24 protein-coding genes, 1 tRNA gene and 1 riboswitch are annotated in these 24,836 nt (G+C 70.5%); of the genes, 13 read left to right on the top strand and 12 right to left on the bottom strand.

Features of this window, described 5'->3' with window-relative positions; all coding sequences use genetic code 11:
- The first annotated feature begins 61 nt into the window (after positions 1 to 61).
- Entirely contained in the window at positions 62 to 3,205 is a 3,144-nt protein-coding gene (locus SCATT_RS15990; protein ID WP_014144120.1) for a DUF3427 domain-containing protein, read from the top strand.
- Positions 3,206 to 3,221: 16 nt separating this feature from the next.
- On the opposite strand, the gene SCATT_RS15985 is transcribed toward SCATT_RS15990, so the two are convergent.
- On the bottom strand, positions 3,222 to 3,866 hold the full coding sequence (locus SCATT_RS15985; RefSeq protein ID WP_322972942.1) for an ATP-binding protein: 645 nt from the start codon (positions 3,864 to 3,866) through the stop codon (positions 3,222 to 3,224).
- A 216-nt stretch (positions 3,867 to 4,082) separates the two neighbouring features.
- Between SCATT_RS15985 and SCATT_RS15980 the strand changes: the two genes are divergently transcribed.
- From SCATT_RS15980 to SCATT_RS15960, 5 genes are all read left to right on the top strand, one after another.
- Positions 4,083 to 4,928 carry a helix-turn-helix domain-containing protein gene (locus tag SCATT_RS15980; RefSeq protein ID WP_014144118.1) on the top strand — a complete coding sequence of 282 codons (846 nt, stop codon included), beginning with the start codon at positions 4,083 to 4,085 and terminating at the stop codon, positions 4,926 to 4,928.
- The gene (locus SCATT_RS15975) at positions 4,928 to 5,140 is read left to right on the top strand and encodes a DUF397 domain-containing protein (protein WP_014144117.1); all 213 of its coding nucleotides are present in this window, start codon (positions 4,928 to 4,930) and stop codon (positions 5,138 to 5,140) included. The genes SCATT_RS15980 and SCATT_RS15975 overlap by 1 nt, the downstream gene beginning before the upstream one ends.
- Before the next feature lie 23 nt (positions 5,141 to 5,163).
- Positions 5,164 to 5,376, top strand: a complete 213-nt coding sequence (locus SCATT_RS15970; protein WP_014144116.1) for a DUF397 domain-containing protein — start codon at positions 5,164 to 5,166, stop codon at positions 5,374 to 5,376.
- A gap of 118 nt (positions 5,377 to 5,494) precedes the next feature.
- A complete protein-coding gene (locus SCATT_RS15965) occupies positions 5,495 to 5,815 on the top strand; it encodes a hypothetical protein (protein ID WP_231905098.1) in 321 nt (106 codons plus the stop codon).
- A 64-nt stretch (positions 5,816 to 5,879) separates the two neighbouring features.
- The gene (locus tag SCATT_RS15960) at positions 5,880 to 6,182 is read left to right on the top strand and encodes a hypothetical protein (protein ID WP_014144114.1); all 303 of its coding nucleotides are present in this window, start codon (positions 5,880 to 5,882) and stop codon (positions 6,180 to 6,182) included.
- 246 nt (positions 6,183 to 6,428) lie between these two features.
- Here the strand turns inward: SCATT_RS15960 and SCATT_RS15955 are convergent, their stop codons facing one another.
- The 5 genes from SCATT_RS15955 to SCATT_RS15935 form a co-directional block, all read right to left on the bottom strand.
- The gene (locus tag SCATT_RS15955) at positions 6,429 to 7,361 is read right to left on the bottom strand and encodes a M23 family metallopeptidase (RefSeq protein WP_014144113.1); all 933 of its coding nucleotides are present in this window, start codon (positions 7,359 to 7,361) and stop codon (positions 6,429 to 6,431) included.
- An 11-nt stretch (positions 7,362 to 7,372) separates the two neighbouring features.
- A riboswitch (cyclic di-AMP (ydaO/yuaA leader) is annotated at positions 7,373 to 7,533 on the bottom strand.
- A gap of 125 nt (positions 7,534 to 7,658) precedes the next feature.
- A complete protein-coding gene (locus SCATT_RS15950) occupies positions 7,659 to 9,032 on the bottom strand; it encodes an extracellular solute-binding protein (RefSeq protein WP_014144112.1) in 1,374 nt (457 codons plus the stop codon).
- Positions 9,029 to 11,560: a caspase, EACC1-associated type gene (locus SCATT_RS15945; protein ID WP_014144111.1), complete on the bottom strand. Its 2,532-nt coding sequence runs from the start codon at positions 11,558 to 11,560 to the stop codon at positions 9,029 to 9,031. The genes SCATT_RS15950 and SCATT_RS15945 overlap by 4 nt, the downstream gene beginning before the upstream one ends.
- Before the next feature lie 3 nt (positions 11,561 to 11,563).
- On the bottom strand, positions 11,564 to 12,019 hold the full coding sequence (locus SCATT_RS15940; protein ID WP_014144110.1) for an effector-associated constant component EACC1: 456 nt from the start codon (positions 12,017 to 12,019) through the stop codon (positions 11,564 to 11,566).
- A 76-nt stretch (positions 12,020 to 12,095) separates the two neighbouring features.
- A complete protein-coding gene (locus SCATT_RS15935; RefSeq protein ID WP_014144109.1) occupies positions 12,096 to 13,397 on the bottom strand; it encodes a M6 family metalloprotease domain-containing protein in 1,302 nt (433 codons plus the stop codon).
- Positions 13,398 to 13,802: 405 nt separating this feature from the next.
- On the opposite strand from SCATT_RS15935, the gene SCATT_RS15930 reads away from it, so the two are divergent.
- A complete protein-coding gene (locus SCATT_RS15930) occupies positions 13,803 to 14,882 on the top strand; it encodes an alpha/beta hydrolase (protein ID WP_014628156.1) in 1,080 nt (359 codons plus the stop codon).
- Here the strand turns inward: SCATT_RS15930 and SCATT_RS15925 are convergent.
- Entirely contained in the window at positions 14,833 to 16,242 is a 1,410-nt protein-coding gene (locus tag SCATT_RS15925; protein WP_014144107.1) for an FtsW/RodA/SpoVE family cell cycle protein, read from the bottom strand. The genes SCATT_RS15930 and SCATT_RS15925 overlap by 50 nt on opposite strands.
- Positions 16,243 to 16,568: 326 nt before the next feature.
- Between SCATT_RS15925 and SCATT_RS15920 the strand changes: the two genes are divergently transcribed.
- A complete protein-coding gene (locus tag SCATT_RS15920; protein WP_014144106.1) occupies positions 16,569 to 16,787 on the top strand; it encodes a dodecin in 219 nt (72 codons plus the stop codon).
- A gap of 13 nt (positions 16,788 to 16,800) precedes the next feature.
- On the opposite strand, the gene SCATT_RS15915 is transcribed toward SCATT_RS15920, so the two are convergent.
- Positions 16,801 to 17,364, bottom strand: a complete 564-nt coding sequence (locus tag SCATT_RS15915) for a DUF3761 domain-containing protein (protein WP_014144105.1) — start codon at positions 17,362 to 17,364, stop codon at positions 16,801 to 16,803.
- Positions 17,365 to 17,534: 170 nt separating this feature from the next.
- The gene (locus SCATT_RS15910) at positions 17,535 to 17,969 is read right to left on the bottom strand and encodes an NUDIX domain-containing protein (protein ID WP_014628155.1); all 435 of its coding nucleotides are present in this window, start codon (positions 17,967 to 17,969) and stop codon (positions 17,535 to 17,537) included.
- A gap of 159 nt (positions 17,970 to 18,128) precedes the next feature.
- On the opposite strand from SCATT_RS15910, the gene SCATT_RS15905 reads away from it, so the two are divergent.
- A complete protein-coding gene (locus SCATT_RS15905) occupies positions 18,129 to 19,325 on the top strand; it encodes an IS110 family RNA-guided transposase (RefSeq protein ID WP_014143566.1) in 1,197 nt (398 codons plus the stop codon).
- A gap of 8 nt (positions 19,326 to 19,333) precedes the next feature.
- On the opposite strand, the gene SCATT_RS15900 is transcribed toward SCATT_RS15905, so the two are convergent.
- Positions 19,334 to 20,683, bottom strand: a complete 1,350-nt coding sequence (locus SCATT_RS15900) for a hypothetical protein (protein ID WP_014144103.1) — start codon at positions 20,681 to 20,683, stop codon at positions 19,334 to 19,336.
- A 213-nt stretch (positions 20,684 to 20,896) separates the two neighbouring features.
- On the opposite strand from SCATT_RS15900, the gene SCATT_RS36485 reads away from it, so the two are divergent.
- The 4 genes from SCATT_RS36485 to SCATT_RS15885 are packed head-to-tail and all read left to right on the top strand — an operon-like array spanning position 20,897 to position 23,016.
- The gene (locus SCATT_RS36485) at positions 20,897 to 21,301 is read left to right on the top strand and encodes an ATP-binding protein (RefSeq protein ID WP_014628154.1); all 405 of its coding nucleotides are present in this window, start codon (positions 20,897 to 20,899) and stop codon (positions 21,299 to 21,301) included.
- 16 nt (positions 21,302 to 21,317) lie between these two features.
- Positions 21,318 to 22,433, top strand: coding sequence for a hypothetical protein (locus SCATT_RS15895; RefSeq protein ID WP_014628153.1), 1,116 nt, complete (start codon positions 21,318 to 21,320; stop codon positions 22,431 to 22,433).
- A complete protein-coding gene (locus tag SCATT_RS15890; RefSeq protein ID WP_014144100.1) occupies positions 22,430 to 22,837 on the top strand; it encodes an ASCH domain-containing protein in 408 nt (135 codons plus the stop codon). Before SCATT_RS15895 ends, SCATT_RS15890 begins: the two co-directional genes overlap by 4 nt.
- Positions 22,834 to 23,016, top strand: a complete 183-nt coding sequence (locus tag SCATT_RS15885) for a hypothetical protein (protein WP_014144099.1) — start codon at positions 22,834 to 22,836, stop codon at positions 23,014 to 23,016. The genes SCATT_RS15890 and SCATT_RS15885 overlap by 4 nt, the downstream gene beginning before the upstream one ends.
- 109 nt (positions 23,017 to 23,125) lie before the next feature.
- On the opposite strand, the gene SCATT_RS15880 is transcribed toward SCATT_RS15885, so the two are convergent.
- A tRNA-Lys gene (locus SCATT_RS15880) sits at positions 23,126 to 23,198 on the bottom strand.
- 41 nt (positions 23,199 to 23,239) lie between these two features.
- Complete coding sequence (locus SCATT_RS15875) at positions 23,240 to 24,769, bottom strand: amino acid permease (RefSeq protein ID WP_041824789.1); 1,530 nt, start codon at positions 24,767 to 24,769, stop codon at positions 23,240 to 23,242.
- Between the last annotated feature and the right edge of the window lie 67 nt (positions 24,770 to 24,836).

The following is a 24,836-nucleotide window of genomic DNA, read 5'->3' as shown; positions in this document are numbered from 1 at the left end:
TGCTGCTTGTCGGTGGCCCCTGCTAGAAATTGAGCACACGACGCGAAGCAGGGGGGCTGCTGTGACGGACGCGGTACAGCGAGACGGCAAGCCGGTGGCGGGGCTCTACGAGCAGATCATCACCAGCCAGCTTGCCAAACGCATCAAGGAACTGAACGGCAAGGGATGGCATGCCGTCGACGAAGTGGTGACCAAAGAGTCGTCGCCGCACGTACTCTCCCGCCACATCGGCGACACGGTACAGAACGTCATCCGACACTTGGACCCAGAGGACCAAGTCACCGCAGCCAACGCGGTGTTGCACTCACTGAGCACCATAAAGGGCGCCGAAGAGTGGATCGATCCGGTCGCCGACGGGCCACGCCAACTCCTCGCGCTCGCTGAGCAGGAGGCCCCAGGCGTCTACGCCATCCGTCCGGCCACCCCCCTATCCGAGACAGCGCTGATCACCAACGCGCCGGAGGACCCCAACCTCGGTTACGAGTTGCGGGCCGAACTGGCCACCGCCGACCGCATCGACCTGCTCTGCGCCTTCGTCAAATGGCACGGGTTGCGTGTGCTGGAACGGTCACTCCAGGCGGCCAAGTCCCGTGGTGTGCCCGTACGGGTCATCACCACGACCTACATGGGCGCAACGGAACGCCGTGCCCTTGACCGCCTCGTCCGCGAGTTCGGCGCCGAGGTGAAGATCAACTATGAGTTGCGCTCCACCCGCCTACACGCCAAGGCATGGCTCTTCCGGCGCGATACGGGCTACCACACCGCCTACGTAGGCAGTTCCAATCTGTCCCGGGCGGCCCTGCTTGACGGCTTGGAGTGGAACGTACGGCTGTCATCCGTAGCCACCCCCGCCGTGCTGAAGAAATTCGAGGCCACCTTCGACTCTTACTGGAGCGAACCGGCCTTCGAGCCCTACGACCCCGATCGGGATGCCCAGCGCCTCGACGAGGCACTCACTGCGGCCGGGAGACCGTTGAGCGGAGCAAGCGCCACCCGACGCATCACCCTCTCCGGCCTGGAAATCCGTCCGTTCCCACACCAACGCGACATGTTGGAGCGTCTAGAGGTCGAGCGGGAGATCCACAAGCTGCACCGCAATCTTCTCGTCGCCGCCACGGGGACAGGCAAGACGGTCATGGCCGCTCTTGATTACAAGCGCCTACGAGCCAAACACGGACGTGACCTCAAGCTGCTCTTCGTCGCCCATCGCAAGGAGATCCTGGAGCAGTCGCTACGCACTTACCAGGATGTGCTGATCGATGCCAATTTCGGGGAACTCTTGGCGGACGGTGAAGCGCCTACCGAGTGGACACACGTATTCGCCAGCGTCCAGTCACTCACCAATCGCGTCCTGAACCTAGCGCCAGACCACTTCGACGTGGTCGTCATCGACGAGTTCCATCACGGCACGGCCCGCACCTATCGTCAGATCGTGGATCACTTCACACCGATGGAACTCCTGGGCCTGACAGCGACTCCTGAAAGAACCGATGGCCGCAATATTCAGGACGAGTTCTTCGGCGGTCGCATCGCCGCAGAAATGCGGCTCTGGGAAGCCTTGGAGAACGATCTCCTCTGTCCCTTCCACTACTTCGGTATCGCCGACAACACGGACATGACGGCGATCGAATGGAAGCGCGGTTCCTACGACCCCGGCGCCCTGGACAACCTGTTCACCGGCAACGACGCCCGAGCCCGCCTTGTGGTGCAGGCGGTCAAGGACAAGATCGCAGACCCTGGCTCCATGCGTGCACTGGGCTTCTGCGTCTCCGTACCACACGCGCACTTCATGGCCGACTACTTCCGCAAAGCAGGCCTCAACGCCGTAGCACTGTCAGGAGAAACACCCAAGGAGAAGCGAAAGGCAGCACTTGAAGAGCTCAAGAACGGCAACCTTCAGGTGATCTTCTCCGTCGATCTCTTCAATGAAGGACTCGACATTCCGGACGTCGATACACTGTTGCTGCTACGGCCGACTTCCAGCGCCACCGTCTTCCTTCAGCAGCTCGGACGAGGCTTGCGGCGTAGCGAAGGCAAGGCAGTGCTCACCGTCCTTGATTTCATCGGACACCACCGGAAGGAATTCCGCTTCGAGGAACCCTTCCAAGCATTGACAAGCTTTACTCGCAATCGCTTGTTGGACAACATCGAGCGAGACTTTCCACAACTCCCGTCCGGCTGCCAGATCATCCTTGAGCCGAAAGCCAAGGATGAGATCCTCAACAACATCCGGAGTCAACTCCGGGTTAATGCGAGACAACTCGTACGCGAGGTCCGTAGTTACGGCAAGCTGCGACTTGCCGGATACCTCGAAGAGAGCACCCGGGAGATCAAGGATCTCTACCGAGGCAAAGACAACTCGTGGACCGGCTTGCTGCGCACAGCAAACCTCCTGCCTTCCCCCGCCCCGGAGGGAGAAGCCGCACTGCTCCGGCGCGTGCCTGCCTTCCTGCACGCCAGCGACCCTGCCCGAGTCGACGCCTACCAGCGGATCCTCGCGGACGACGCGCCTGGGTACGACGACTTGAACGAGCGAGATCAGGCTTTTGCCCGCATGCTCTTCTTCTCGATCTGGCCGCTCGGCGGCGGGTTCACCAGCTACCGCGAAGGACTCGACGCCCTGCGCCCACACGCGGCCTTCCGAGACGAGGTGACACAGGTACTTTCGTACGCGTTGGAGCACGCCGAGCATGTACCCGTGCCCTTGCTGGGTATGAACCACCCTCTGCCGCTGACCGTGCATGCCTACTACAGCCGTGAAGAGATTCTTCCGGCCCTCGGGCAAGCGTCCCTCGGAAGTTACCTTCCCGGGCACTTCCAAGCGGGCGTCTGTTGGTGTGAAAACGTGCAAACAGACGCTCTACTGATCACGCACGAGAAGAACGAAAAGGATTTCTCCCCGCAAACGCGCTACAAGGACTACGCGATGAGTGAGTCCCTCTTCCACTGGGAGTCCCAGAACCGGACGTCGAGCGAGTCGCCGACCGGCCTGCGCTACAGAGAACACCGGGAGCGGGGAACAGACGTCCTGCTCTTCATCCGTCGCTACAAGAAGACCGACATAGGCGGCCCTCAGCCGTGGATGCTTCTAGGCCCTGCCGAGTACGTCACCCATGAAGGCAGCAAGCCGATGGGCGTCGTGTGGAGACTACGCCACGAGCTTCCCGCTGACGTCTGGTCCTACTCGGCGATGAACGCGAGTTGACGGTTCTCGCCTAGGGCTACCAACCCTTCTCAAACCTCCCGAAGTGGTGGATGCATGCCTGCTCCACCACCTCTCGGGGGTCTCCTCCCTGAGCGTCGAGCCAGCGGAGCAGGTCAGAGATCAGGGCGGTCGTGGTCTCCTCCGCGGTTGGGACGTGAGCGAGCAGGTGGCGGTCGCTGTTGTACTCCCGCCGGTATGACTCCACCACGCGAGACGCCCGCTGGATACGGCGGCGCAGCATGCGGTCTTCCGGGCTCGTCCAGTCCGCCAACTCGCACCAGATGCTCTTGCCGGCCGGGCCGGGGGACGCTCCCCACGCGTTTGATACGGCCGCGACCAGGTCGAGCCCGCGACCGTTCTCGTCCAAGACCGTGGCTTGCCGCTGGGCCGGAAGCGTCGCGCTGACGTCATGCATGGTGAGACGCACGCGGTCGTGGTGGGCCTCCAGCGTGCACGCGGCAGGCGTGCCGTCGCCGACGTGCCGAACGACGTTGGTCGCGAGTTCGGAGAGGGCCAACTCCGCCAGGTCGGCGAGGTTCCCCAGGCCCCAGGCGCCGAGTTGGGCGCGGACGACTCGACGCAGCTCGCCCACGGCTCTCGGGGTCGCACGGAAAGGAAGGACGCACTGCTGACGTGGAGGTTCTTCTTGTCGGAGGCACATGGGTGTATGTCCTCTCACTCGGCCATCGACGGTTACAGAGCGCGCCGCACCCATCGCTCTTCGCGGTCGAGTATGGCAGGGAGAAGTTGCCGAATGTAACTTCTCAGCCCGAATCGATCGAGTGAACCTCACGCCTCTCAACTCCCGTCAGCCAATAGCCTCTTGAGCGACCAAGCGTCTTCCTCCCACGTACGCGCTGACCAAAGGACGAACGCCATGCGGAATGGACCAACGACCCGTCGGCGCCAGCTCGGCGCGACGATGCGGAAGCTGCGCACCCGGAAGGGGATGACCCTTGAGGAGGCCGGTCGTCTCGTGGGCGTGTCGAAGGCCACGGTCAGCCGCTACGAGACGACTGAGGGCCCGGTGAAGTGGCTCGTCGTTGACGCCCTGTGCCGTGAGTACGGAGCGAGCGAGGCGGAACGCACAGCCATCGTCCAGATGGCGAAGGACGCGAAGCTGCAAGGCTGGTGGACCCCGTACACCGACACCATCCCGGAGTGGATGAACCTCATGCTCACCCTGGAAAACGAAGCCACGCGTGAGGATCAGTTCGCCACCATGTACGTCCCCGGCCTGCTCCAGACCCGACGCTATGCCGAGGCGGTGCACCGCGCGTCGGAGAGAAGCGTGCCGGACGCGGAAGTGGAGCGCATGGTCGGCATCCGCATGAGACGCCAAGAGCTGTTCAGGAGACCGCGACCGCCTCACATCTGGGCCGTTCTGGACGAGTCCGTGATCCGCCGAGTTGTAGGTGGTGGCGGGGTCATGCGCGAGCAGTTGGCCCACCTGTCGGCGTGCGCGGACAGTCCGCACGTCACCGTTCAGGTCTTGCCGTTCTCCACTGGCGCGCACGCGTCGGCCAGCGGTAGCTTCGTGGTCCTCGGCGGAGCCGAGCCGTCGCTGGATGTCGTCTACCTCGACACCCTCGCCGGAGCGCTGTTCCTTGAGACGGAGGCGGAGTTGGATCGCTACCGACGCGCCTTCATCTACCTCAAAGCGCGGGCACTCGATCCCGAATCATCCATCACCCTGATCCGACAAGCCGAGCGGGAGTTGTGATGCGCCGCCCAACCTCTTCCTCCGAAGCCACCACCACCTGGTTCAAGTCCTCCTACAGCGGCGGATCCGGTACCGAATGCGTCGAGGCCGCCGTCCTCACGGAGGGGATGGCCGTCCGAGACTCCAAGGACCCCGAAGGCCCTGTGCTCACGTTCGCGCCGGGAGCATGGGCCGACTTCCTGGACGCCATCCGGGAAGACACACTGAGCTGAAGCGCCGCCCAGCAGGAGCCGTGATGCGCACCTCCACCTCGCCCTCCGAAGCCACAGTGACCTGGTTCAAGTCCTCCTACAGCAACGGCACCGGCGGTAACTGTGTCGAAGTGGCCGACAGCCACGGCCCGGTGGCCGTCCGGGACTCCAAGGACCCGAACGGCCCCGTCCTCACCTTCAGCCGTCAGGCGTGGGACGCGTTCGTCGCGGCGGTGCGGGGCGGGGGGCTCCGCTGACGGGGAAGCCGCTGCGATACTGCACTGACCACAGGGAGAACACAACAGCGGGGAAGACGGGGGAACGGGGATGCATGTCTCGGGGGTGCCGTGGTGGGCGGTTGTGTGGGTGGCCGTGATGGGGGGTGGGTGGGTGCGCGGGGCGTTGCGGACCCGGCACAGCAGGCGGATGGAGCGGTTGGCGTTCGAGGAGCGCAGGAGGGCGGAGATCGAGGCGGCGGGGAAGGCTCCGGAGCCGGTGTGCGGCTGTACGCATCACCTGGCGAAACACGACAAGCAGGGCAGGTGCCACGAGACGGTGGAGGTGCCCGCGGCGTGGGACCGGGAGCGCAAGCCGCTCAGTTACGAGTCGCGGCCGTGCGCGTGCCAGCAGTACGTGGGGCCGCAGCCGCTCGCCACGTACTACGCCGAACAGATCACCGACCCGGACCTGGTATGAACACGTCGAGCGCCGGGAGTTAGCCTCACCCTAAGAATTTCCAGTGGAAATGGAAGGTGTGGCCATGGCCAAGATTCCGGGTGCTGTCGTCGCGGCGAGCGGGCTCGTCGGGGGGTACGGGGTGGCGCGCTGGACGAAGAAGCGGCAGCTCGGCGGGGTGGCACTGGCCGCGGCCGGCACGGTGGCGGCCCGTCAGTGGCAGCGCCAGGCCGGTACCGGCAAGGCCGCCGCGCTGACCGGTCTCTACACCGCCGCCTTCGCCGGCTCCCACCCGCTGGCGAAGAAGGTCGGCGCCTGGCCGGCGGTCTTCACCGTGGCCGGCGCGGTCGCCGTCACCTCCTGGCTGGTCGCCGACCGCAAGGCGTGACCGTCCGTACGGCCGGATGAGGCCGGCGGCCCTGGCGTCGGGGGAAGGCACCAGGGCCGCCGACGGCTTCATACGCGGCGGGGGAACGGGGCGTCCGCCACGGCATGCCTCACACGGCGGGATTCCGGGACGCCCGGCCACGACGGGCACGCCCGTTACGACGGCCACGCCGCGACGAGCCCCCGCACACGGCGGCAGGACGCGGCAACCCGCGCCCCTGTCAGGACACCGCCGCGCCGCGCGCCCTCACACCGTCAGGCCACGCTCCGCCAGCCATCCCACCGGGTCGATCGGGGCGCCGCCGTCCGGGCGGACCTCCAGGTGGAGGTGGGGGCCGGTGACGTTGCCGGTGGCGCCGACGCGGCCGATCACGTCGCCGGTGGTGACCTGGCCGGAGGTGCGCACCATCGAGGACAGGTGGCAGAACCACAGTTCGGTGCCGTCGTCGAGGCGCAGCACGATGCGGTAGCCGTAGGAGCCGGCCCAGCCGGCCGAGGTGATGGTGCCGGAGTGGACGGCCGTCACGGGCGTACCGGTGGGGGCGGCGAAGTCCTGGCCGGTGTGGGTGGTGGCCCACAACGAGCTGACCTCGCCGAAGTGGGAGCTGGGGGTGTAGGAGGCGACCGGCTTGACGTAGCTCCTGGCCAGCTTGGCGATACGTTCCGCCTCGGCCTTCCGCGCGGCCTCGGCGACCGCCTGGCGCTTGGCCTCGGCCTCCTCCCGCACCCGGCGGGCCGCGGCCTCCTTGGCCTCGGCCGCCGCCCGCTTCTCCAGTTCGGCCCGCTCGGCGGCGGACTTCTGCTGGTCGACCTGGGCGAGGATGCGGTTGCGCAGCGCCTCGCCGGGGTCGGCGACGGCCACCGGCTCGTCGGCGGCGGCCGGCTGCGCGGACTGCTCCGCGGACTCGCCGGTGAACGCCTGCTTGACGCCCTCCGGCACGAGGTCGGGGACGGAGACGGGCACCGGGGACTTGCCCTGGGCCGCCGCGACGCCGCCGGCGCCCACGGCGGCCATCGCCGCCACGCCGAGCACCGTCGAACCACGGGAGACCGTACGTTGCTTGGGCAGCCGGTGCCGCCCCCGATCACCGTCCCCGGGACCCGGGACCGGGACCGGGTCCGGGGTCACCGCCGGTTCGTCCTGGGCGGGTTCCGCTACGGCAGGCTCCATCGACGCCACTGCTGGCGCACTCCTTTCCTTCCTTCCGCCTACCGGGTTAGCTGACGGGTTCGGAGCAGGAAGGTCTCCTACGGGCCGTCAGAGTCGCCTCTGATCAGCCCGATTCACCCCAGAAGGTGGTTCCCCGGTTCCCACGGCGCGGTGAGCGCGCGGGATTCGGCGACGGCGCACGGTGCCACCGAGTCGGTGACGTTTCCGACCGCGTTGCGTTATCGAACGTTAATAGACTCGGGGTTTGAATCCAAGCCGTTCGCCCGAATCCCCCCTTTGGCTCACCGTGGGCCACCGGGGCATCACTCATCGACCGCCGAGCGCCTTGCCCAGTTCGCCGGGGAGGTCGTCGACGGCCTGCTGTTCGGCGGTGCCGGTGGGGTTGAGCAGGAAGCGGTGGGCCTCGCGTTGCAGTACCCGGCTGAAGGGGACGTAGTGCGTCGAGGCGGGCCGTGCCCGCGCCTGCCGCAGCGCGCACCACAGCACCTCGGTCCACCGCCGCCGTACCGCCGCGGTGACGGCCGAACGCTCCTTGCCGCCCTGCCGGTCGACCTCGACCGAGGACGTGCTGGGGGTGCCGCAGGTGATCCCGCGCGGGTCGTACGCGGAGGTACGGGCGGCGGGGAGTCCGGCGTCCAGCAGGGCGCGTTCGCTGCTGTCGCCGGTGAGGAAGCGGATCAGTTCCCGCGCGTCGTCGGGGTGGTCGCTGCCGGTGGTGACCGCGAGGCTCTGCCCGCCCAGCGCGGCGACGCCGGGCAGCCGGGTCACCCCGAAACCGGTGCCGGGCGGCAGGCCGGCGTCGAGCCGGTTGAAGGCGTACGGCCAGTTGCGCATCAGCATGCCCGCGCCCTGCTTGCCCTGGACGAACATGGCCAGCGAGTCGGACTCGTCGGCGTCGAGCGACCGCTGGTCGGTGGTGCCGCCGACGCCGAGGCCGCGCAGCGCCTCCAGCCCCTTGCGCAGCCCGTTGTCGGTGCCGATGTAGCGCCCCTTGGCGTCGACCAGGTCGGCCCCGGCGTCCCAGAACGCCTCCAGGGTGTTGACGGTGAGCCCTTCGTACTCGCGCAGTTGGGTGGTGTAGATCGGGCGGCCGTGCTGGTTGATCACCGAGAGCAGGTCGCCGACGGAGGCGTAGCCGCCGAGGTCGGCCGGTTTCAGGCCGACCTCCGCCAGGTCTGCGGTGCGGTAGTAGAGCAGGCCGACGTCGGAGTTGAACGGTACGGCGTAGGTGCGGCCCTGCCAGCGGCTGGTGGCCGCCGCGGCGGGCAGGAAGCCGGAGTCCACCATGGTGTCCGGCAGCGGGCGGATCAGTCCGGCGGCGGCGAACTCGGGTATCCAGGTGATGTCGAGGTTGACCACGTCGTAGTCGGCGGCGCCGGACTGGAGGGCGCCGACGAGTTCGCTGTGCTGGCCGTCGGCGGCCCAGGGCAGCTCCACCAGGACCGCCTTGCGGTGGTGCGGGTCGGCGTTCCACCGGTCGATCAGGTGGCTGCGTATCCCGGCGCCGGAACCGGTGGTCAGGTCGGCGCCGCTGGCCACCACGAGGGGCCGGCCGTCGTCCAGCGGGCGGGGCGGCGCGGCGGACGGGCCCGAGCCGCATCCGGCGGGCAGGGCGAGCGCCGCGGCGAGCAGCAGCCCGGCGAGGCGGCCCCGGCGGCGGGTCGTCGGGACGCGGCTCATCCGGTGCCTCCCGTGGCGGTGAGCTGGGCGATGGTGCGGCCGATCCGGCCCGGCAGGTCCTGCGAGGCGTCCAGGCAGGCGCCCTTGGCGCGGGTCAGCTCGATGTTGAAGTCGAGCTTGCAGCCGAACTCCTCGGTGGAGACGACGACCACGGGGACGTCGCCGCGCGGCGGCCGGCTGATGCCGCGGCTGTCCTCGTCGTCGGTGATCAGGACGAGCAGTGGCAACCCGGCGTGGTCCCGGGCGAGTTGGTCGGACCAGCCGGTCAGGGCGGCGGCGATCGGCGCGTCGTCGTCGACCGCGGTCAGCGCGCCGATGGCCCGGTGCGCGTCGGCCGCGGGGTGGGTGCCCAGCGGCAGCGGGGCGGCCGGGTGGCCGTCGGTTCCGGTCGAGCCGGGGATCGCGGCGATGCCGTACCGGTCGTCCGCGGCGAGGCCGCCGACGGCCGCCGAGAGCACGGACCTGATGGTGGCGGCCCGGCTGCCGGAGTAGGACGAGGTGGAGACGTCCACCGCGAAGAGCACGTCGCGCCGGCCGCCGGGTTGCCCGTAGCGGCGGACCAGGGCGTCGACGTCGGCGGCCGGGGGCGGTGGGGGCGGCGGGCCGGGGTCGCGGACGAAGACGTCGCGCAGCAGCGGGGCGGTGGTGGGCCGCGCCTTCGGGTCGGCGCCGCGGAACCCCTCCCGGCCCAGTTCCCGCAGACCGTCCGGGGAGCGCAGCCACTGCGCGAAGCGGCGTACCGCCTCGGTGCGCTGCGCGGTGTCGGCGTGCGCGTCGCGCCAGGTCACCGGTACGAAGGTCAGGTCGAGCCCGGGGACGTCCCGGGGGTAGTAGGCGGTGTACGGGTCGGCGTACTGGCCGAGGCAGGAGGGGCGGCCGGGCATGGTGGGGTCGAAGAGCGCCGCCGCCTCGGCCTCGGTGATCAGCAGCGCCCGCCGCTGTCCGGTGGCGGTGGCGGCGTCGCAGATGACGGCGGTGTCGTCGCCGCGTGGCGCGGGGTCGTCGGTGCCGGTGCCGGCGGGCAGGTGGAGGGCGTGGACGAGGGCGGTGTCGGAGGAGAGCGGGGCGGCGCCGCGCACCGTGAACCCCTGGGCGGTGGCGGCCCGTACCAGATCGGCGTCGGTCTCCCCGGCCCTGGCGCGGCCGGTCAGCCCGTCCCGGCGGGAGACGGCGAGGACGGCGGGCGAACGGGCGACGGTGAACGGTACGCCGAGGCTCACCGCGGACTCCGGGCGGCGCACGGCGTCGGCCACCCGCTGGTACTCGGTGGCCGAGGCGGGCAGCCACACATCGGGGTGGGGGCCGACGTCCCGCAGCGGTTCCGGGCAGGGGGAGGCGGTCGATCCGGGCTGCGGGCAGGCGAGTTGGGGCTCGGCCCAGGCCGCCGAGTCGGAGAAGGCGGCCACCGTCTGGTCGCTGGGGGCGGCCTGCACGGTGACGTTGATCTGGTAGCAGCCGGCCGGGCGTCCGCCCAGCGGGCGCAGGTCCTCCTGGCTGGTCCGGAAGGCGTCGGCCACCGCGGCCAGCGCGTCGCGGGTCTCCGGTGAGGTGAGCGCCCGCAGTTCCAGCGGGGTGGGGCACAGCGGTTCGGGGCGGGTGGCGGTCAGCACGCCCATCCCGAGGCCGGCCAGCGCCGCCGTGATCACCACGCCGGCCAGCAGCCGGTGCCACCACGGCTGGCCCGGCCCCCAGGCCCACGTCTTCCAGCAGAAGCCCAGGTAGCCGATGACGCGCCGCAGCCGCTGCCCGGCGCGTGACGCGGCGGCCCGCCACCACGGTTCGGCGTGGTGGTGGCGGGCCGCCGACAGCACGGTGTCGCCCGCCCCGCCGCTGGAGACCTCGCGCGGCACCCACGGGTCGTAGTCGGCGTCCGGGTCGATGGCCGCCGCCTCGGCCTCGGCGATCTCCTTCAGCCCCTGGCCCAGGCTCTGCACGGTGACCGAGCCGTCCTCGTGGGTGCCGGTGGTCAGCAGCTTGAGCAGGGCGGCGGTGAACGGGGTCGGGGCGATGCCGTCGCCGCCGTAGATGATGCTGCGCGGCCGGGAGGAGACCAGCAGCGAGAACTTCCGGTCGTCGAGGGATTCGAGCTTCGCGTTGCCGGAGCAGCAGCAGTCCAGGATGAGGACGACCCGTTCGGCACGGGACCGGGCCAGTTCGGCGAGGAGGCCGGTGTAGGGGATGCCGGTGGTGCGGGCGGTCCGCCGGGACGACTCGCGGGTCATCAGGTACAGCTCGTCGCCCAGGACGTCCATGTAGCCGTGGCCGGCGAAGTAGACCAGCAGCAGGTCGGTGGCCTGCGCGGCGGAGGTGCGTATCAGCCGCAACGCCTCGTCGCGGGTGCACGACTCGCGCGGCGCCTCGACGGTGGTGCGCAGCATCCGCCCCAGGGTGCGGTCGGTGAGCACCTCGTGGAGCTTGCGGACGTTGGTGCGCACCGAGGGCAGGTTGGCGAAGTCCGCCCGGTGCTCGTAGGCGTAGACGCCGATGAGCACCGCCCGCGAGCGGGAGGCGTTGGGCTCGTAGGCCACCGCCTACTCCGTGGGCCGCGCCGGTCGCGTCGTGCCGGACCGCGGCGGGTCCTCGCCCCGGCCGTCGCCGTCGCCGCCGGTCAGGGCGCGTTCGATGCGGCGGCCGTACTCCTCCAGGTCCCGGGTGGTCAGGTCGTCGCCGGAGCGCAGCACGAGTTCCAGGTCGCGCTCGGGCAGCCGCAGGGTGACGGTGAAGCCGTCGCCGCCGCGCTGGGAGTGCCGGTTGCCGCGGAAGTTGCGGATGGAGCGCAGCAGCACCATGGCGGTGGCGAAGACCGCCTCGCCGCCGATCTGGACGAGGAGGTCGTAGGCGATGCCCATGGCCTCCTGCGGGGTGCGTTCCTCCCGTTTGACGCTCTGCTTGAGTTCGTCCTCGGAGCGGAGCCAGGTTTCCAGGGCGGCCAGTTCGGTGTCCGGGGCCTTGACCCCGCTCACCGTGATGACGACATCGTCTCCCACTGCGTTCCCCCGTCCCCTCGCGGGTCAACGACGCGCCGATTCTCCCACGGGAGTTGATGGCCCGTCACGGCATCGGTCAACGCGCCACGGGCCCGCCACCCCGGCCCGGCGGCGGGGCGGGCGGGCCGGCGGTGACGTCCACCAGGTAGTCGCCGTCGGGGCGCTCGGCGACCACCGTGACCTTCAGCGCGCCGCCGTCGGCGGTGTAGCTCTCGCCGGGTTGGAGGGTGGCCCGGGCCATCGAGGGCTCCTGGACCCGGGCGCACCTGCGGGGCACCCCGGGCACCCCGGAGGGGCCGTCGGCGGTGGCCGGGAGGTCGGCGGCCACGGTGCCGGGGTGGGCGTTGCGCACGTCGATCGGGCCGAGGGTGGAGTCCACGGTGGTGCGCACGTGGTAGACGAGCACGCCGGGCGCGCACAGCCCGCGGTCGTTGCCGTACGGGCTGCGGGCCTCGATCGCGTACGCGTCGGTGGGGCCGTGGGCGACCACGACGAGCTTGGTGCCGCCGGTGACTTCGGTGGGCGTCAGGGTGTGCCGGCTGACGCCGGGGGCGGCCACGCATTCCACCTGGCCGGGGTCGAACCAGCCGAACTTCCACTTGTTCCAGGCCAGGAACTCCGGTGCCGCCGCCCGCTGGTCGCCCATCAGGTCCCAGTCGCCGACCATGGAGTCCCAGTCGCCGCCCGCCCCTTGCGGCTGGACGTACAGGTCGGGCAGGCCGAACAGGTGGCCGGTCTCGTGGGCGACGACGTTGCGGTCCGGGGTGGCCGCCTCCCAGATGAGGGCGACGTTGCGGATGCGGGTGCCGTCCACCGCGAGCGTGTCGCGGGCGGCGAGGGTGACGGCGGCGGTGGCGTCGTGGTCCACCCCGGGGGCGTCCGGGTCGGCGACCACGTAGAGCAGCCGGTCGCCGGGGAAGCCCACCCCGGCCCGGTGCGCCGCCCGTACGGTGTCCCGCAGGTACGCCACCGTACGGTCGTACGGCGTGCCGCGGTGGATGCCGTACCCGGCGGCCGTCCTGGGCAGCGTGATCCACCGCTCGACCGGGTCGATCGCCAGCCGGGCCTTGCCGTAGGAGGCGTCGAGGTAGAACTTGGGCACCGAGGGCAGGTACGCCGACTCGACCTGCCGCGGCGCCCGCCGGGGTACGTGGTCGGGGAAGCGGACGAAGACCATCGCGGCCCGCACCGTGCCCAGCGGGCGCACATGGGCGTCGTCCCAGGGCGTGACCCCCTCGGAGAGCCAGGCGTCGGTCCGCGGCAGCGCGCACGGCCCCACCGGGTCGGCCCCGGGCGCGGCGGCCCCGGGCGCCGCCGTCACGGCCGCCCACACCAGCAGGCACAGCAGCACCGACCGTACGCGGCCACTGGGCTTCATGCCGGGGCCTCCTCACGGTGCGGGGCTGCGGCGGACGGGGTGGTTCCGACGCTGCCACCCGGGGCGCGGGGCGTCCCGTCCGGCTGGGCCGGGCGGGCGAAGGGCGGGACGGGCCGGACGACGGGACCGGGGGCGGCGGGACCGGGGCGGCGGACGAACGGGACCGGTCGGGGCGCAACGTCTCGGGCCGCCACGTCGTCTTCTCCGGTAGGCCCGGGGGCCTCGGGCGGCGGTTGCGCCGACCGTATTGCGAAATACGCACTACCAACGCCCAGGTTCGTTACATTTCCCCGGTTTTGTTGCCCAGGTGCCTGGTGATGCTGGATCCTCGCTGTAGTTCAGCCGATGAAACCAAGGGTCCCGCGGATGGAGCGGACGCCCTTCGAGTCCGCGGGAGTCCGTCGCGTGAGCCTCACCGGAACGCCGTTCCTGGCCGTACTGATCGCCGCGACGGTCCTGATGGTCGTCGGCACGCTGGTGCTGTGGGCCCGGGTGCCGGGGCCACGGGTGGTGCGCCTGGCGGCGCGGCTGGTGATGATCGGGCTGTGCCAGCTCACCGCGATCTCCGTGGTCGCCGTGTGGATCAACACCAGCTACGGCCTGTACGCCTCGTGGGACGACCTGCTGGGCACCGACAAGAACGCCAACACGGTGGCCATGCCGGGCCCGCCGCCGTCCCGGGCCAAGTTCAACCGCACCGGCAACGGCCTGCTCGACACCTACGTCCACGGACCGCACTCCAAGCTCTCCGGCGAGGTCATCGTGTGGACCCCGCCGCAGTACGACGACCCGCGCTACCGCGACACCCGCTTCCCCGTGCTGCTCCTCGCGCACGGCGTCCCCGGGTCGCCGCAGTCCTGGCTGGAGCACGGCGGGGTGCCCGGTGACGTCCAGCAGCTGATGGAGGCGGGCACCTCGCACCCGTTCATCCTGGCGATGCCGGCGATCAACCCGGGTGGGGTGGACACCGACTGCACCGACCTGCCGGACCGCAAGGTGGCCACCTGGCTGGCGTCCGACGTGCCCGAGCTGATCCGGCACAAGTTCCGCACCCTGCCCGGTCCCAAGGCGTGGGGCGTGCTGGGGTTCTCCACCGGCGGCTACTGCGCGGCCAAGCTGCCGTTGCAGTACCCGGGGGTCTTCGGGGCGGGGGCGGCGCTCGACCCCGACCGGCTCACCGGAGACCCCTCGGTGCTCCCGGACCGTGCGGTGCGGGAGGCCAACGCCCCCACCTACCTGGTCCGCCACTCCACCGCCGACGTCGGGATCTTCCTGGCCACCTCACGCCAGGACCGGTTCAGCCCGCCGCGTTACCTCACCCAGTTCCAGCAGGTCGCGGCCGGCGGGCCGGTACGGGTCAAGGTCGTCCTGGTGCCCACCGGCGGCCACAACTACGGCACCTGGACGAGCGAGTACCCGGCCGCGTTCGGCTGGCTCAGCCAACAACTCTCGGCACCGCAGCGGTCAGCGCCTCCGCGGCACTGACCGGGCGGGGCACGGCGTCGGCGTACCGGGTGCGCCCGGCGGCGTCGCTCAGCTTGACCAGGATGGCCACCAGCAGCCAGTTGGAGACCATCGAGGAGCCGCCGGCGGCCAGGAACGGCAGCGCCTTGCCGGTCAGCGGGATCAGCCCGGTGACCCCACCGGCCACCACGAAGACCTGGAGCGCCAGCGAGGTGGCGAGCCCGGCCGCCAGCAGCTTGCCGAACGGGTCGGTGAGCACCAGCGCGGTGCGCACCGCCCGTTCCACCAGCAGGACGTAGAGCATCAGCACGGCGGTCACCCCGGCCAGCCCCAGCTCCTCGCCGACCGTGGTGAGGATGAAGTCGGACTGGCCGGCGAAGCCGATCAGCCACGGGTGGCCGTGGCCCAGCCCGGTGCCGAGCACCCCGCCGCTGCCGAAGCTGAAGAGCGCCTGCGCGGCCTGCTGGCTCATCCCCCTGGCCTGGTTCTGCGGCAGCAGGGCGGCCATCGGGTGCAGCCACGCCACCACCCGGCCGTGCACATGGGGTTCGAGCGAGCCGACCACCACGGCCCCGCCCGCCGCCATCAGCAGGCCGAAGACGACCCAGCCGGTGCGTTCGGTGGCCACGTAGAGCATGATCACGAAGATCCCGAAGAAGATCAGCGAGGTGCCCAGGTCGCGTTCGAAGACCAGCACCAGCAGGCTGACCGCCCAGATCGCCAGCACCGGCCCCAGGTTGCGGCCCCGCGGCAGGCTCAGCCCCCACACCCGGCGCCCCACCAGCGCCAGCGCGTCCCGGTTGGCCATCAGATAGGCCGCGAAGAAGACGGTGATGGCGAGCTTGACGAACTCGTCCGGCTCCACGGTCATCCCCGGCAGCCGGATCCACCGCTTGGCGCCGTAGACGTCCCCGGGGAAGAAGGCCGGGGCCATCAGCAGCACCAGCGCGCCGGCCATCGTCACGTACGAGTACCGCTGGAGCAGCCGGTGGTGGCGCAGCAGGGCGACCACGGCGATGAAGCCGACCCCGGCGACGGCCAGCCACATCACCTGGTTGGGCGCCTTGGGCGGGGAGCCGTAGGCCATCGCGTAGCTGGGGTCCAGCCGGGCGATGAGCATCACCCCGAGGGCCGAGAGCACCACCGCGAGCGGCAGGATCAGCGGATCGGCGTAGCGGGCGAAGCGGCGGACGGCGAGGTGGGCGGCGAGCGCGAGGGCGCCGAGGACGGCGGCGGCGGTGGGCAGCCGGGCCGGCACCCGGCCGTCGAGGGCGAGCCCGGCGGTGGCGGATCCGGCCACGCCGAGCAGCACGGCGAGGACGGTCAGCGCCAGCTCCGTGTTCCTGCGCCGGGTCACGATGCCCGGGGTGGTCTCCCCCACGTGCTCTCCCTAGTGCCGCGTCAGCCAAGGTTTGCCCGGTAAGGAACGGCGTCCGGTGCGGTGCCTCGCGGCGTTGCCGGGCGTCGCGACGGGGCGAACCTCGGCTGATGCGGCACTGGCGTCCGGCGGCCGTGTTCGGGGTGCCCCGGCGTCCGGCGGACCGGCGTGGCCCCGCCGACGCGGTCGCATTGTCGCACGGTGGGGCTGCGAATCGGTGGTTCTCGGTGGTTCCCCGGCCAACCCCGCACACTGCCCCGCTTGCACATGCGGAACGGGACGAACCGGGGCAAGGTGACATCCGCCCCCCCACAACTTACGGAGGCCCGATGTCCGAACACGTCTACCGGGTGACCGAGATCGTCGGCTCGTCGCACGAAGGCGTCGACGCCGCGATCCGCAACGCCGTCCAGCGCGCCGCGCGGACCCTGCGCAACCTCGACTGGTTCGAGGTCCTCCAGGTACGCGGCCAACTGGAGAACGGCCGGATCGAGCACTACCAGGTGGCGCTGAAGGTGGGCTTCCGGCTCGACGAGGAACAGGGCTGACCTCGGTAGCCCCTCAGCGGTACCACTCGGCGACGCCGTGGTGGTGCGAGCAGGCGCCCTGGTGGTGGACGGCGTAGGAGAGGGTGCCGTCGTTGCACGCGGCGGTGGGGCCGCTGTCGTCGCCCGTGCCGTCGTCGGTCGGTGTCGGTGTCGGTGACTGCGACGGGGCCGCCGGGGTCCCGACCACGGGCGGCGTGGCGCGGGTACGGACCGGGGCCGGGCGGCCGTCGGCGGTGGGGCAGCGCTCGGTGGCGAGCACGACGGCCAGATCGACGGCGGCGTCGGTACGCGCCTGCCCCGGCACCGGCCGCTGGAAGCACACCTTCCAGTCCGCCGCGCTCCCCTGCCCGCGCCGGGCACCCGTCGCGTCATGCGTGACCAGCCGCGTGAACCCCGCCTCCCGCGCCGCCAGCCGCGCGTCGGTCAGCATCCGCCCCGTCAGCACCGGTAACTCCCCCGACGGCGTCGGCGACGGCGACGCCACCGCCGGCCCCGCGTCCACCACCTTGTCCGGCCGCGGATCGACGGCGTTCCCGATCACCCCGACCACCACCAACACCCCCACCGCGCCCCCCACCCCCCACGCGACCTTCTTCCCCCGCCGCCCCGAACCCCCCGATATCCGCGCCCCACCCACGACCCACCCCCACACATTCACGACACATCCGCCAGACGCAGCCTGACACGGGCGAACCACCCGGGGGGTGGGTGTGATCGACCCGTTACGCCGAGGAGTGCGCCCGGCGGTCAACGCGCCCGATGGAGGCCGATCACTTCCCGGCACCACGGCGGAACCCGAAGCCGGGGAATCGTCGTCACCGGAAACCAATGCAGCATGACGCCCTCGGTGAGCGGGAGGGCGTGGGCGTCACCGTCCCAATGCCCCTGATAGACGGCGATGGGACCTTTGCCGAGGTCCTCGGCACCCCGCTGCGCAACGGTGGCGAACTCCTCCAGCGCGATGGTGAGTCCGGTCTCCTCCTTCAACTCCCGCGCGATGGCGTCCGCCAACGGCTCGCCGGGTTCGGGACTTCCGCCCACCAGCGCCCAGTAGCCGGGCCAGCAGATCCCTTCGATGTCGTCGCGCAGGTGCAGCAGGTACTCGCCCTGGCTGTTGGTGATGAGGACGGCCACTCCGGTGCCCTTTGCGGCGCCGGACGTCCGGGGCTCGCTGACTGTCATCTCTCCCCTTTCCCCCGGCCATCGTCCTCCGTCCGGCTCGCGGAGCCGAGGGGACGACACGCTCGGTGGCCGTCAGGCGGCGAACAAGTCGCTGAGTAGAGCAATGCCGGCGAGGTCGTCCGTGGCACGAACAGAACGAACACGCACGTCAGGAGCACGATGAGCCGGATATGGGCGGGGATCGACAGCGGCAAGGGCCACCATCACGGCCTCGCACTGGACGCAGACGGCAAGACCCTGTTGTCGCGGCGGGTCGCCAACGACGAGCCCGAGCTGCTGAAGCTGATCGGCGACGTCCTGGACCTGGCCGACGGCCGTCAGGTCACCTGGGCCATCGACATGACCGGCGGGGAACCCGCGCTGCTGCTGGCCCTGCTGGTCAGCCACGGCCAGGAGATCCTCTACATCCCCGGCCGACTGGTGAACCGGGCCTCCGATGGCTACCGCGGAGAGGGCAAGACCGACGCCCGCGACGCCTACGTGATCGCCGACCAGGCCAGGATGCGCCGCGACCTGCGGCCCGTCCGCCCCGGCGACGAAGCCGCCATCGAACTGCGGCTGCTGACCGGCCGCCGCGGCGACCTCGTCGAGGACCGCACCCGCTCGGTGAACCGCCTGCGCGGCACGCTGCTGGGCATGTTCCCTGCCCTGGAACGGGCCCTGGACCTGACCAACACCGGCCCGCTCAAGCTGCTGACGGGCTACCAGACCCCGGCCGCGATCCGCCGCGCCGGCGTCACGCGGCTGACCAAATGGCTGGCCAACCGCAAGGTCCGAAACGCCAGAGCCCTCGCCGAAGCAGTCGTCGAGGCAGCCGAGCGCCAGCACACGGCCGTCCCCGGGGAGAAGACCATCGCGCGGCTGGTCCACACCCTGGCCGAGGAGGTGATGGCCCTCAACGAGCAGATCTCCGAGATGGACAAGCTCATCGAGGGCCGGTTTCGCGAGCACGAACTCGCTGACATAGTGCAGAGCGTCCCGGGCATCGGCACCGTGCTCGGTGCGGAGTTCCTTGCCGCCGTCGGCGGCAGTCTGGACGGTTTCGACTCCCCGGACGCCCTGGCGGCCTTCGCCGGCGTCGCTCCCGCACCCCGCGACTCGGGCAAGGTCAGCGGCAACCTCCACCGGCCTGCCGTCTATCACCGAAGACTTCAGCGCGTCTTCTACACCTCCGCGCTCGTCAGCGTCCGGTACGACCCGAACTCGAGGGCGTTTTACGACCGCAAACGCGCCGAGGGGAAGAAGCATGTCCAAGCTGTGCTCGCCCTCGCCCGCCGACGCGTCAACGTTCTGTGGGCCCTGATCCGTGACCGACGGTGCTATCAAGTCGCACCTCCAGTGACTACGGCTGCTTGACAACAGCATTAGGAAGCGACGAGTTCGCGGGCGCGTTCGGTGAAGTCGGCGACGAGACGGTGCCGGCCGAAGGGCTTCATGCGCCGCTGGAGATCCTGTACGGCCTCGACACAGCGCGAGCTCTTGACCTGCTTCGACAAGGCGAGCGTCCGCAGTCCGGCGGCGTGCGCGGCTTCCAGGTCCCGCCGTTGGAGGTGGGAGGCGGCGAGGGCGGCGTGGGACATCGCGCCGCGCCGGGCGCGTCGCTGCCGACGGGCGTGGTCGATCGACCGGCGGGCGTGCTGTTCCGCGATCGCGGCCTGGCCCAGGTCGCGGAAGGTGTTGGCGTGTTCGCCGTGGAGGTAGGCGGGGTCGATGAAGGCGGCCCACTCCTGTTCCTCCTCGACGCGCACCCGGGTGTACGCCGCCTCCGACTGGGCCACCGCGTGCGTGGCCCCGCTCCTGTCCCCCAGCCTGGCCAGTGCGCGCGCCTCCAGTGCCCACAGGTCGGCCAGGCAGGCCGCGGATGTCCGCGGGCCGAGGCCGGCGCGTCCGGCCTGCGCGAGGCGACGTCCTTCCTCGGGGTTGCCCAGGAGAGTCGCCTGGTCGGCCAGGCCCGCCAGGACATGCGCGCCGAGCGCCGGATTCCGTGACTCTTCGGCGAGCCGCAGAGACTGGATCAGGTACCGCTGCGCCGTACCGTGCTCGCCGTTGTCGTACGCCATCCAACCGAGCAGATACGTCTGCTCGGCGGCGGCCTCGCACAGCGCCCGCCGCACCTCCTCGGTGTGGGTGCGGCGAAGCAGCGGGTAGACGTGCTGGTTCATGTACTCGGCGAGGACGAGCCGCCCGGAGCCACCGCCCTGGAGGACGTCCATCTTCTGGAACTCGCCGAACATGTTCCGGACCGAAGCGACGTCTTCCAGGCGCACCCGCGGCCCCGGCTCGGGTTGCTGGTCAAGGGTGTTGAGCAGCCAGTCGCGGGAGGGCCCGACGGCTGCCACCGCGGCGAAGGGCGCCGCTGCCAAGAACTTTCGACGGTCCACGTCCGCTCTCCCCAAGTCGGCGACAGCTTCCACGGTAACGGCGTACGACGTGTTGTAAACGAGCGAACGATCAGCGCTCCGGCTCCTGCCGAGGCCGAGATCGTACGTTGTGACCCGGTATCCGAAGTGCGCCGAGAAGACATCGGCGAGGATGTCGGGCACCGGCGGACGCGGTTCCTGGCCGTCGAGCCAGCGCCGCACGGCGGTCGCGTTCGGGTTGACGTGCGGCTCACCCCACGCCTGAGCTGCGGCTTTGATGCGACGCGCCAGCTCCTTGTTGCTCAACCCGGATCGCTGAAGCGCTTGCGCGAGATCCGTGTTCGGCTCTTTCATGTCGACCTCTTACCCCTCGGCACGGGCGGTAGCGGAAGTGACACCCTTCGAGACCCCTCCTGACGGTACCCCCGCGCTCACGACAGCAGTTGCCTGAGTGCAGTAACCAGTCACGGGCGCAAGGGAGTTGCACCGATGGGGAACGACACCGACGGTAGCCCACCGGCGATGCCCGGCGACGCCCCTTCGGCAGCGCGCTCACGGACGGCACCCGTGACCGGACGTTTTCCGCGCACCGACGTCTCCGTGCCCGCGGCCCGTTCACTGGTGCGACACGCCCTCGCTCAATGGCACGTCATCGACCGCTCCGACGACGTGTTGCTCTGCCTGACGGAACTCGCCACGAACGCCGTACGGCATGGGCTACGGGCCGACGACCACTTTCTCGTCAAGGCTGGAATGGACGGCGGACGACTGCGCGTGGAGGTGCACGACACAAGCCGTCGGCGCCCACGCCCACGCCACCCGAACACGCAGGACCCCACGGGGCGCGGCCTGCTCCTGGTGGAAACACTCGCGGACGAGTGGGGGGTGAGGCCACGCGCACCGCGCGGGAAAGTCGTGTGGATCGAGTTCACGATCACTGCTCAGCATCTCGCCGAAGTTCCGTCCACCTGACCGAGGAGACCGATCGGTGACCGTTCACCCTGTCTCGCCGAGCACCGTGCTCGCCAACGCGCTGATCAACGCCGAGGACGTCCTCGCCCCCCGCATCCACGCCGCGATGCCCGAACGTGTCGTGTTCGTGGTGGGGACCCAGATCAACGGCGCCCCGCACATCGGTACCTCGCTCGTCCAGTCCCTCACGTTCGCCACCGCGGAACGCATCCGGCACCGTTTCGGCGTTCCTGTCGAGGTCGTGTTCGGCGCTCTCGACAACGCCCCGCGCGAGGTCGTCACCGACGCCGTCACCGGTCACCGGTACCAGCGCGCTTACGCGCAGGCACTCGGCGAGCGGGCCGTGACCGAGCAGGTGGACGCCCTCTACCGGCCCCTGTTCGCCGAGCTGTCCGAGAACTTGCGTATCCCGTACCGCATCGAGACGTACTCACGTCAGCAGGCCGACGAGCACTACCGACGCACCTGGTTGCGCGTGCTGCCCCGACTCGACGCGGCCCGCTGGTGGCTGGCTCCCTCCACCGGGGTTCCACACGTCCGTGTCCCCTGCCCGCGGCCAGGTTGCGGATGGGCCGAGAAGTACGCCGAGCGCACGCGCGTACACCCGGTCGGCGTCGAGCGCGCCGAGATCAGCGCGGTCTGCCTCCACCACGGACCGTACGAGGTCGCCGTCGAGCCGACAGGGGGCGGGTACCTCGGCCTGGCGACCCTGTACCGGAACCTGGTCAAGGAACTCGCGCTCACCAGCACCTTCGACACGCTGTACGTGATGGTCAAGGGCGGTGACTGGGTGTTCGGCTCGCAGCTCGTCGACGGCGCCCTTCAGGCCGTCGGGACCGTCGGCGACCGGCTTCCCGCTCGGTTGTTCTGCCCGCAGGTCGTCACCGACACCGGCGCCAAGCTCTCCAAGTCCCTCATCGGGCAAGGACACGCGTCCTTGCCCGACGGCGCCGCGCCGTGGATGCTCGACACCCGTACATGGTCCGGATCGTTGTCCGAGTACGTCGAGCGGCTGCTCGCCACGGCCGAGGTACTGCTCAGCGACCCCCGGCATTTCTTCCGCTCGTACTCGGCCGCAGAAATCGGCCGTCTGATGACCGCGCCAGCCACCAGGAGCGTCCCCTCCCCATGACGGAAACCGCCGCTCGGATCCACGAGCTCAACCTCTACCGCCGGTACTTCGACCTGGTAGCCACCGGCCGCAAGACGATCGAGGTACGGGTGCGGTACCCGCATCTCGAAGACCTGGCGGCCGAGGATGTGATCCGTTTCCGGATCAAGGGCACCGACGAGACGTGCGACGTCCGCGTGAAGCGGGTCACGGCGTACGACGGCTTCGAAGCGCTGCTCGACGGTGAAGGGCCCGCGAACGTCAACCCGACCGCCGGCCGCGACGAGCAGCTCGCCAACATCCGGGCGATCTACCCGCCCGAAAAGGAAGCGCTCGGCGCCCTGGCCATCGAGATCGAGATCGTTCCGGCCCCGGCAGTTCACCCGGCCCCGAACGCGACACCCGGTGAAGAGGACCTCACATGACTGACGTACGGCCCAGCCAGCGCATGCGAGACCTCGGCGTCGTCCAGGGCGGCGCCGGGATCCTCGCCGAACCGGCCCGCGCCTTCGATCTGCCCGCCGAACGCGACGGAGCCGAGCGCATCATTCCGGTGGAGGAGTACCGGCAGACCGGGCGGGCCTGGGAGTACGAGGGCGCCTGACACCCTCGTACCGACAGCGCACCTCCAGCGGGGCGGCACCAACCGCGACCCGCACGCGCCCGGAAACGCTCCGACCCAGGTCACACCAGGCGACCCCGGTCAAGATCGGTGGGCCATCAGGGGCTCGAACCCTGAACCAATGGATTAAAAGTCCACTGCTCTGCCAATTGAGCTAATGGCCCGCACACCGCAGCATAGCCGGGGTGGGGCGTCGCGTTCGATCTCATAGGGGGTTCTGGTCGCTCGTGTGGGGCGCTCGGGGGACGGGGGCGGGGGTGTCGCGGCGCAGGAACCAGTGGCGGGCGGAGGCGATCCACCAGGTGGTGGCGAAGCCGAGGACGGCCAGGACCGCCAGCGGGGCGTAGTTGAACGTCTCGGGGGTGACCGGGCTCGACTGGGGGAGCATGAACAGGACGGTGATCACCGTCACCCAGCCCACCGCCACCGCGCCGACCGGGGTGGACCAGCGGCCCAGGTGCCACGGGCCGCGTTCGAAGCGGGAGCCCTGGCGCAGCCGGAGGTAGGTGGGGATGACGTAGGACAGGCACAGGCCGATGGTGGCGATCGAGGTCACCGCCGCGTAGGCGGTGGAGTTGATCAGGTACGGCAGGCCGAGCGCCAGCGCGCCGAGGGCGGCCAGCCAGACCGCGTTGGTGGGGGTGCGGGTACGCGGGTTGATCCGGTGCCAGACGGCGGAGAACGGCAGGGCGCCGTCGCGCGAGAAGGCGTAGATCATGCGGCTGTTGGCGGTGACCGACGCCATCCCGCAGAAGAGCTGGGCGCCGATGACCACCAGCAGCAGGAGTTTGCCGCCGGTCGCCCCGACCGCGTCCAGTAGGATCTGGGCCGGCGGCACGCCGGTCCGCGTGGTGAGCGTGCCCTGGTACGACTGGATGGCGAAGGTGAAGCCGAGCAGCAGCACCAGTCCGGCGATCCAGGACAGCCAGATGGAGCGCACGATGCCGCGCGGGCCGGCCACCGAGGCGTCCCGGGTCTCCTCCGTCATGTGCGCCGAGGCGTCGTACCCGGTGAACGTGTACTGCGCCACCAGCAGGCTCAGCAGCCCGACGTAGAAACCGCTGTGCCAGCCGGTGAGGTTGACGAAACGGGTGAAGACGAAGGCGGCCGACTGGTGGCGGGACGGGACGAAGGTGAGCGCGCCGGCGATCACCGCCACCCCCAGCACGTGCCACCACACGCTCACCGTGTTGAGCAGCGCGACCAGCCGCACCCCGAAGGTGTTGACCACCCCGTGGGCCAGCAGGATCACCGCGAACAGCCCGACCACCCGCGCCGGGGTGACCGTGAAACCGAACTGGAGGTTGAGGTAGGCGCCCAGGAAGCTCGCCGCGCCGAAGTCGATCCCGGCGGTGACGGCGACCTGGCCGAGCACGTTGAACCAGCCGGTGAACCAGGCGTACGCGGCGGCCGAGCGGGGCGGCGCCAGCCGGTGCGCCCAGAAGTAGAGCCCCGCCGAGGTCGGGTACGCCGAGCAGACCTCCGCCATGGCCGCCCCGACCACCAGCGTCATCGCGCCGACCGCCACCCAGCCCCAGATCAGCATGGCCGGGCCGCCGGTGGTCAGCCCGAAGCCGTAGAGGGTGAGGCAGCCGGAGAGCACCGAGATGATGGTGAAGGAGACCGCGAAGTTGGCGAACGCGGTCATCCGCCGCGCCAGCACCTGGGTGTATCCGAGCTGCCGTAGCCGCTCCTCGTCCGAGACCGGCCCGCCGCCACCCTGATCGTCTGTCATGCCCACAGCGATTCCCTCGCCGCCCGGCGTCCATGCCCCCGGGCGCGCCCCGGTACGCGAACGGGCC

Source organism: Streptantibioticus cattleyicolor NRRL 8057 = DSM 46488 (assembly GCF_000240165.1).
Lineage (GTDB): Bacteria > Actinomycetota > Actinomycetes > Streptomycetales > Streptomycetaceae > Streptantibioticus > Streptantibioticus cattleyicolor.
This window is presented reverse-complemented; position numbering and strand designations above follow the sequence as displayed.